This window comes from Mucilaginibacter sp., assembly GCF_039207105.1.
In the GTDB taxonomy this organism is placed as follows: domain Bacteria; phylum Bacteroidota; class Bacteroidia; order Sphingobacteriales; family Sphingobacteriaceae; genus Mucilaginibacter.
In genome coordinates this window covers 1-8,287 of sequence record NZ_JBCECK010000191.1, presented here as the reverse complement: position 1 = coordinate 8,287, position 8,287 = coordinate 1, and the positions used below count along the sequence as shown (strand labels likewise).

The following is an 8,287-nucleotide window of genomic DNA, read 5'->3' as shown; positions in this document are numbered from 1 at the left end:
GGTTTACAGTATGCTTACCGCGACCGTAAAACCAAAAAAAGAGAGTTCAGGGCTTTATGGATACAGCGTATTAACGCAGGTGCCCGTCAGCACGGAATTTCTTACTCTCAGTTAATAGGTAAATTAGCTGCAAAAGAGATCGGTTTAAATCGTAAAGTATTAGCTGATTTAGCAATGAATCACCCGGATGCTTTCAAAGCCGTGATCGACGCAGTAAAATAATATAAAACGTTTCACGTTTATAATCAAAAAAGGCCGCTAATTAGTGGCCTTTTTTGATATATAGGAATTTTTTCTCTTTATTCAATAATAATGATCCGCTGTTCATCATACTCTTCAGTATCGTTATCAATATCCATATACTGTTTAAAGTTTTGCACGTCCTTATCAACCATATTTTTAAACACCGGATTTAATACTTTGGCAATACCGGCTCCAACGCCGCCTGCAGGTGGTTGATAACTGATCACCACATCAACAATGGTACCTTTTCCATCTAAAGTATCCTGAAAACGAACCTTGCCGGCATTATTGATCGCGGAATCCGGTAACGAGCTCCAACCAATCATTTCATCAGGCTCATCCCTAACAATTTCGGCGTGCCAGCTTACAGTAGCTACATTAGCTGGTAGTTTTAAAACCCAGTGCGAATAGGTATCATCTATAATCTCCACACTTTCGAGATGCTTCATAAATAGCGGCAGGTTATCCAGTTTTCGCCAAAAGCTGTATACCTTGTGCCTGGGCTTATTCACTGTAAAGGACGATCGGATATTTACATTGATAGGGTTGGTTGACATCTTCCCGATCTGCTTATACAACTCACAATGACCTGTAAGACCACGATTTAACAGGTAACCGCCCGCGCCAATTTTAATTACACTGCTTAATGGATTAGAAAAGATGTTTTTAAAACCCGAGAGACCCAATTTTACACCGCCAATAATAGACGTATAACGCTCAGGCCACTTTAAATTAATACGGTCGTCACCGTAAAGCACGGGAAAGTTATCTGAATATTTTACTATTGTTGTAGTTGCCATAGTATTGTTTAAATAGGTTTAAAATTTAAACAATACAAGCGATGCTAAGTTTTGATTTTATTTATTCTGCTGATAATCAAATATAAATTTATCCAAATCAGGCAACTTCACTTTTGGCCTTTTCAATTCATATTGATAAAGCACGCGACCCAGATTTTTTAAAAACGGTAAGCAAACAGTAGTGTACTCATATTTATTATCATTGTAAATACCGTCTTCATTTGATTGCACCACAGCCGTAACCATAAACTCTACGTTGTTTTTAAAATCAACTATATAGGCATTATCAATATTGTATCCATAGCTGTCTCCAACCTTGTTAAAGATCCGAATGTAGGGTTCTATGTTCGCGGTGCTATCTCCTCCGTAAAATAAAAATTTGCAGTAGGCCGGGTAATATCCAGGCTTATTATAGGTAGGCTTTATATTTTCTGTAGGGAACATGCTCATATAGTGATAAATAAACCGGTAATCTGTAGCGGTAAGGTTATAACGCTCCTCCTTAGAAAACGCTTCCGGAAAAAGCAACCGCTTTAATACCGCTTGCTGATCGGCAATGGTATACACATTCTTTTGAGTGAAATCAAAAGGTTCCATGATCAGTTTATCGTTTTTATCCAGATAGCCCTTACCCTGCATCATATTATCCATATGCATCGGATATTCCTTGTCATCGTACTGAGCCGGTTTATGATAAACCAGTTTATTGCCACCAAAAAAATCAATAGGATTAGTGTGCCGGGTACTTTCTCCGGCATCGTTAATGGCCAAACGGCCAATAATGCGGGTATTGTTCAAGTGATACTTTTTCAGTTTGGCATTGATCTCTTCCCGGCCAACAAATTCATATAAGCGATTAAATGCGTCGTTATCACTTACCAGTAATATCTTTTTGATGTAATTTTCAATACTTGGTAAGCCTGTTGCCGATGAGGTATCGGTTTTCACTTTGGTTTGCCCGGCAAACGCGCTGTCGGTTATCATTACTGATTTAGCATTTAGTCCTTTAACGCCTAACTCGTTCAATTTCTCCAGTGCGAATATGGCTGTTGGTAGCTTAACCGTACTTGCCGGATAAAAATAATGGTTTGCATTCAGGCGATAACTATATGATTTAAAGTGAGGTATATTATGCTTATCCCGGTTTATTTGTGTATATAGTATTTGTATCTCATTTTGAGTAGGGTGGTTCAGAATGCCTGAAAATAGCTCCGGGTGGCTATGTAAAAGATCTTTCAGAAATACGGTATCAGGTTGTTGAGCATTACAGAACATGCAGGTAAATGATAGCAAAAGCGTAAAGAGTGGTTTCATCCCGATAAATATAATGATTTGCTACTTGCTGGTGGTGAATACTTATCCTACCTTTGCTTTGCTTTAGGTTTCCCAGATAAAGTTAATTATCGGGAATTAAAAGGGAATACGGTGAAATTCCGTAACTGTCCCGCAGCTGTAAGCTCTTTAACCATTGTCCATTCTTATTGTCACTGTTTGCCACAGGCATGCGGGAAGACAGGATAACTTGGGGAGCGAGTCAGAATACCTGCCAAAGCACTATACATTATTCAAAGCTTTCGGGGATTGAAGCTTGAGTATGGAACCTTTCTGTTCGGTTTCTATTCAAACTTTGTATTCTGTATTTCGGAGGAGATACTTATTACAAATGCAAAAAAGTGCACATTATTTAAAATGTAGTTATCAGCTATTATGTGCTGTAATGTTTTGTTTTGCCTTTTATTTACCAATTACGGCATCAGCCCAAACAGATACTTCCAAAAAAATAAAAGAGGTAACCATAACCGGTTCAATCATTCCTCAAGTACAAGGTATTAGTCCGGCGCAGCAAATAACTGCCAACGATTTTAGCCGCTACAGTGCCTTTAACGTAGCTGATGCCATCCGAAACTTTGCCGGAGTTATTTTACAGGATTATGGGGGAATAGGAGGGTTAAAAACAGTATCCGTACGGAGCCTGGGGTCAAATAATACTGCCGTGCTGTACAATGGAGTACAACTCAATGACGCGCAGAACGGGCAGATCGATCTGAGTAAATTCAACCTGAATAATATTCAGGAAATAGTTTTGTACAATGCACAGCCAGCAGATATTCTTCAAACGGCCCGTGCTTACGCGTCGGCCAGTGTACTTGCTATAAAAACAGTACAGCCTAAGTTAGATTCTGGCAAACCATACAGTATACTGGCAGGGGTTAAAGGTGGCTCATTCGGGCTTTTTAATCCGTATTTACAATGGCAGCAACGGTTAAGTCAATATTGGTCGTTAGTTATTAATGGTTCTGTTCAGGAGGCTAATGGCCGCTATAAGTATAAACAAAATGGCGATGGTTCCGATACGTTAGCCATCCGTAAAAATGGCGATGTGCATACCCAGCAGGCAGATGCAGGATTGTACTGGGCAAAATCCGACAATAGCAAATTCAATTTACTGGTTAACTTTTACAACTCTGGCAGGGGTTTACCAGGGGCGGTGGTATTTTACGCAGCTCCCATTAATCAGCGATTATACAATCGTGATTATTTTATACAATCGAGCTATCAACATCTGTCTGCTAACGGTTTAGAGTTTTTACTTAACGCCAAATTTTCAAAAACTTTAGTGAGATATACCGATACCAATGTGTTTAATAACACTGGGTTTATAAATGAGCATTATAGCCAGAATGATTATTACGCTTCAGTAGCTGTGGCTTACCATATCTTACCTGTTTGGAAAGTTGCTTACTCTTTTGATACGGATGTAAGTGATCTGAAATCGGATGTTTACAAATACGCTTTCCCAACACGGTTAAGCTTGTTTAATGTACTTGCCTCAGATTTAACTATTGGCAGATGGCGATTACAAGCCAATTTGCTAAATACCTACATACATGATGAAGTTAAGGAAGGGCCTGCAGCAAGTTCCAAATCGGCATTTACACCAGCTATTATAGGGTCTTTTAATCCACTTAAAAATAAAAACTTATTGCTAAGGGCTTATTACAAAAGTACTTTCCGGAACCCAACCTTTGCTGAACAATACTATTACGCCATAGTTCCCCGAACAATAAAACCTGAATACTCAGACCAGTTTGATGTAGGAGCTTCATATACTAAAAGCTTTAACGGAATTTTTGATTATATAGCTCTTAGTGCAGATGCCTATTACAACCATGTAAAAGATAAGATATCATATATACCCACACGCTCGCCCGAAACACCTTCAGTTATTAACTTAGGCAGTGTAGATATTAAAGGCCTCGATGTTAATTTAAAAAGCGGGTTTAAACCTTTTTACAACTGGAAAACCCTGTTAAGCATTAACTATACTTATCAGCAAGCCCTGGATGTAACAAACAACACCGATCTCTATTACCTGGAACAAATACCCTATACCCCTAAACATACTTTTGCGGCTAATTTAGGCTTTATGCATAATCAGTTTGGTTTGTACTATAACCAGATATATTCCTCGTCAAGATATCAAAACAGCAACAATGTACCGGAGTATTATATACCGTCATATACCGTAAGCGATGCATCGTTGGTATATAATCTGTTCATAAACAAAAGACCAGTACATACTTCTGTCGAGGTTAATAATTTATTCGACAAAAATTATTCGGTAGTCAGCGGATACCCGATGCCCGGCAGATCGGTCAGGCTTACCTTTCAAATAACCATTTAATGATACATTAATAATTAAAATATGAAACAGTTTAAACTACAACACCTATTTATTGGCATTGCATTAGCAAGCATACTGGCTTCGTGCCATAAGGATAAAATAAACCCGGGACAGGATAAACCTACTGCAGAGGAAAGAGCAGGCTTATATGTTTTAGATCAGGGTAACCTGGGTAAGCCCAATAGTGCCTTAACTTATTACGACTATGCTACAAAAAAACTGGTACCAGATGCTTTTTCAACAGCCAATAGCAAGGGTTTGGGTAATACGGCCAACGACCTTAAAATTTATGGCTCAAAAATGTATATCGTAGTTGATGTATCGGGCACTGTTGAGGTGGTAAACCCCAAAACTGCCAAATCAATAAAACAGGTACTTTTTCAAACTGCCGATAAAAAATCACGCGAGCCACGCTCCATTGCTTTTTATAAGGGAAATGCTTACATATCATTGTATGATAATAATGTGGCTGTACTGGATACCGCTACACTCACGGTTAGTAAATATATCCCGGTGGGCCGCAATCCGGAACAATTAGCTGTAAGTAACGGAAAGCTATATGTGGCCAATGGCGGTGGTTTAAGTTACCCGGATGTAGATAAAACAGTTTCTGTGATTGACCTGACCAGTGCAACTGTCACTAAGACCCTAACTGTAGGCGTTAATCCTTATGCCGTTAGTGTTGATAGCTATGGCGATGTATTTGTTCACGCTTATAACATATATCCCGCAAAACCAACCCTTACCATTATTGACAGCAAAACAGATCAGGTTAAGTCAACTGCCGATTTTGATGGTGGCCCGTTCTCCATCTCGGGTGATAATGCCTACTATATTGCATCTGACGGAACCATAAAAATATACAATGTAAAAACCGCTGCAATATCAGCTGCAAATTTAGCACCTGCCGGAACCACCTTTACCAATGCATACGCCATAGCTGTTGACCCATTGACCAATGAGGTATTTGTTACCGATGCTAAGGATTTTAACTCAAACGGATTAATCTACGCGTTTGATAAAACCGGTAAAAATGAATATAGCCTGGTTACCGGTATCAACCCGGGAAGTATTGCATTCGTCAATAAGTAATCGTTTGTTTTTTTATATAAAATATTAGGTATTTTTACTTTACAAACATTGGTCATGACAGCAAAGAATAATTCAACCAGAAATATAGTACTCATTTTAATGATCGTACTGGCCGCGGCATTCAGGCTACTTGCGTTTAAATATAAAGACTTAAGCAACTTTAACCCGGTAGGAGCCATCGCCTTATTTGGCGGGGCTTATTTCATCAGCAAATGGAAGGGCTATTTAACCGTATTGCTAACCTTGTTTATAACAGACGTGATGATCAATTATCTGTATACTTCAAAATTTAGCTTATGGTACAGCGGTGCCGAAATTACTTATTTAAGCTTCGCCTTGATGGTATTGACCGGAAGCTTGCTTTTGAAAAAAGTAAATATGCTGAATGTTGTTTTAGCTTCATTCACAGCGGTATTGATACATTGGTTATTGACAGATCTGCCTTGGTTATATGGTACGCTTTATCCGCATACTTTAGCCGGATATGGTACATCCTTGTTAAAAGCCATTCCGTTTGAGTACAATATGATATACGGCAATTTGGTGTTTGGCTTAATCTTATTTGGTGGCTTTGAATTGGCTAAAACCAAATACGCTTTTTTACGTACCAAAAAACAACTGGCACTTTAAATTAATCAATTCAATTGAAAAGCGATTTGCCAATAAGCAGATCGCTTTTTTTATGGATAGCTACTTTATTGAATAAAATGGAGAAACTGGTAGTACTCACCGGCGCAGGAATTAGCGCTGAGAGCGGTTTAAAGACCTTTAGAGACAGCGACGGGCTCTGGGAGGGGTACAATATAGAAGACGTAGCTACACCCGAAGCATGGCAGCGTAACCCGGCCCTGGTTCAGGAGTTTTATAATGAACGCCGCAAATCGGTATTGGAAGCCAAACCTAATACTGCCCACTTTGCGCTGGCCCGATTAGAGGAAAAATACGAAGTAACCATCATTACCCAAAACATTGATGACCTGCACGAGCGTGCAGGATCAACCAATGTAATTCATTTGCATGGCATCATCACCCGCTCGCAATCAAGTATCAATCCTGAACTTACTTATCCTATTAATGGCTGGCAAATAGGGATGGATGAGGTTTGTGAATTGGGCTCGCCGCTGAGGGCGCATGTAGTTTGGTTTGGAGAAGCCGTGCCGATGATAGAAACCGCAGCCCGCATCTGTTCACGTGCAGAACTATTTATATTGGTAGGTACATCACTGGCCGTATACCCAGCCGCCGGCTTGATCAATTATGTCGGGCCTCGGGTACCCAAGTACATCGTCGATCCAAAAATTCCTGAGGCAAGTGTGCGAGGGCCGGTAATGAAAATACAGGAAAAGGCTACTATTGGCGTACCCGAGCTTGTAGATAGATTACTGAATAAATAAGAGGTACAGACTCCATCTCAATGACAAACCTCCCATTTATTTGGCAGTTTTAATCGCAGAATAATATTTTTTAAGAAAACACAATAAACTGTAATACAGTATATTAATACCACAAATTAAAGTATAGCTTTTTTCAAGAGTAAAACTAAGCTGTTTTTCATGGCAATCGAATCTATTTTGCAGAATATAATTTTGTTTACATTTTGATAAATTTATAAATAGCTATAAATTAAATAGTTAAATATCAATAGTTATATCTAAAATACGCATCTTTATAATCAGTTCGCATTTCCTTAAAACGGGCGCCAACCTTGTTTAAAAACACCTCGTCAAGTAATTCAAAAACACTGTTCACCCCATCTGTCAAATCCATTTCGGGTATCTTATAGCTCTGCTCTAAAGCCCCCTGTTCTATTTTTACAATGAATTTCTGGTTCATATTCAGGATAGATATTTTAAAATCAGGGTGTGGTAATTCAGCAATAATTCTCATAGTTTATTTTTTAGCAGATCATTTAAAGGGTCTTTTCCGTGGAGCGATCCAAAGCTTTCCAAGGGTACAAACCGGGCAAAAAGTTCTTCGCTGTACCAACCTTCACTCCGGGTTAATTTGATCACTTCTGCGTGCTGGCGGCTTTTATAGGCAAAGTTTTTAACATCAGCTAAACTTTGCCAAATTGAAAATGTAGCCTGGCGATATACCGGTGCTTCGCCAATACCAAACGAAGTAACATAACCAGGCGCGGAAGCCATTAATGCAGCAACCTCATCTACATGCGACCAAAAGTTTTTCAGTCTGTTTATTTTGATGGTAGCTCGAGTAAGCACAGCTATAGGCCCGGTATAATTCTCAATTACAGGATCACCAAAAGGTTCTTTACCATCCCATTTGCCGTGGCTTTGTATTGGCTTGCAAATCAAGGTCCAGCCTTCCTGGCACAATATTTTCCACCAGCTTGAAACAAAAGAGTGCTGATAAAAGCGGTCAAAATCTTCCCGGCTTTCCCAACAGGCCAGGAGCCCCCATTGCTGCCAGTCGGGCTGTAAATCAAATGTACCGTTATGGCCTGAGC

General features: G+C 39.4%; 9 protein-coding genes and 1 riboswitch. Of the genes, 5 read left to right on the top strand and 4 right to left on the bottom strand.

The features are described from left to right. Nucleotides 1-222: 50S ribosomal protein L20 (gene rplT, locus AAGC65_RS23155; RefSeq protein WP_343114843.1), on the top strand; the 222-nt coding region annotated here is incomplete at its 5' end. A 77-nt stretch (nucleotides 223-299) separates the two neighbouring features. Here rplT and AAGC65_RS23150 read toward each other — a convergent pair. Together AAGC65_RS23150 and AAGC65_RS23145 are read right to left on the bottom strand one after the other, a co-directional pair. Next, a complete protein-coding gene (locus AAGC65_RS23150) occupies nucleotides 300-1,043 on the bottom strand; it encodes an SRPBCC family protein (RefSeq protein WP_343114842.1) in 744 nt (247 codons plus the stop codon). A gap of 57 nt (nucleotides 1,044-1,100) precedes the next feature. Continuing rightward, nucleotides 1,101-2,357, bottom strand: a complete 1,257-nt coding sequence (locus tag AAGC65_RS23145) for a serine hydrolase (RefSeq protein WP_343114841.1) — start codon at nucleotides 2,355-2,357, stop codon at nucleotides 1,101-1,103. A 48-nt stretch (nucleotides 2,358-2,405) separates the two neighbouring features. Next, nucleotides 2,406-2,609, top strand: a riboswitch (cobalamin riboswitch). A 97-nt stretch (nucleotides 2,610-2,706) separates the two neighbouring features. Here AAGC65_RS23145 and AAGC65_RS23140 point away from each other — a divergent pair. From AAGC65_RS23140 to AAGC65_RS23125, 4 genes are all read left to right on the top strand, one after another. Then, nucleotides 2,707-4,728 carry a TonB-dependent receptor plug domain-containing protein gene (locus AAGC65_RS23140; RefSeq protein WP_343114840.1) on the top strand — a complete coding sequence of 674 codons (2,022 nt, stop codon included), beginning with the start codon at nucleotides 2,707-2,709 and terminating at the stop codon, nucleotides 4,726-4,728. Nucleotides 4,729-4,749: 21 nt separating this feature from the next. Continuing rightward, the gene (locus AAGC65_RS23135; RefSeq protein WP_343114839.1) at nucleotides 4,750-5,820 is read left to right on the top strand and encodes a DUF5074 domain-containing protein; all 1,071 of its coding nucleotides are present in this window, start codon (nucleotides 4,750-4,752) and stop codon (nucleotides 5,818-5,820) included. 54 nt (nucleotides 5,821-5,874) lie between these two features. Next, nucleotides 5,875-6,450, top strand: coding sequence for a DUF6580 family putative transport protein (locus tag AAGC65_RS23130; protein ID WP_343114838.1), 576 nt, complete (start codon nucleotides 5,875-5,877; stop codon nucleotides 6,448-6,450). A gap of 77 nt (nucleotides 6,451-6,527) precedes the next feature. Then, nucleotides 6,528-7,214, top strand: coding sequence for an NAD-dependent deacylase (locus tag AAGC65_RS23125; protein WP_343114837.1), 687 nt, complete (start codon nucleotides 6,528-6,530; stop codon nucleotides 7,212-7,214). A 244-nt stretch (nucleotides 7,215-7,458) separates the two neighbouring features. Here AAGC65_RS23125 and AAGC65_RS23120 read toward each other — a convergent pair whose 3' ends face one another. Beyond that, nucleotides 7,459-7,707: a hypothetical protein gene (locus AAGC65_RS23120; protein WP_343114836.1), complete on the bottom strand. Its 249-nt coding sequence runs from the start codon at nucleotides 7,705-7,707 to the stop codon at nucleotides 7,459-7,461. Continuing rightward, on the bottom strand, nucleotides 7,704-8,287 hold a 584-nt coding region (locus AAGC65_RS23115; protein ID WP_343114835.1), incomplete at its 5' end, for a DUF3291 domain-containing protein. The genes AAGC65_RS23120 and AAGC65_RS23115, both read right to left, overlap by 4 nt.

Bases quoted from the DNA above. Each gene is read 5' to 3' on its own strand.
- AAGC65_RS23150 (WP_343114842.1), bottom strand. From the start codon at position 1,043: ATGGCAACTACAACAATAGTAAAATATTCAGATAACTTTCCCGTGCTT.
- AAGC65_RS23145 (WP_343114841.1), bottom strand. From the start codon at position 2,357: ATGAAACCACTCTTTACGCTTTTGCTATCATTTACCTGCATGTTCTGT.
- AAGC65_RS23140 (WP_343114840.1), top strand. From the start codon at position 2,707: ATGCAAAAAAGTGCACATTATTTAAAATGTAGTTATCAGCTATTATGT.
- AAGC65_RS23135 (WP_343114839.1), top strand. From the start codon at position 4,750: ATGAAACAGTTTAAACTACAACACCTATTTATTGGCATTGCATTAGCA.
- AAGC65_RS23130 (WP_343114838.1), top strand. From the start codon at position 5,875: ATGACAGCAAAGAATAATTCAACCAGAAATATAGTACTCATTTTAATG.
- AAGC65_RS23125 (WP_343114837.1), top strand. From the start codon at position 6,528: ATGGAGAAACTGGTAGTACTCACCGGCGCAGGAATTAGCGCTGAGAGC.
- AAGC65_RS23120 (WP_343114836.1), bottom strand. From the start codon at position 7,707: ATGAGAATTATTGCTGAATTACCACACCCTGATTTTAAAATATCTATC.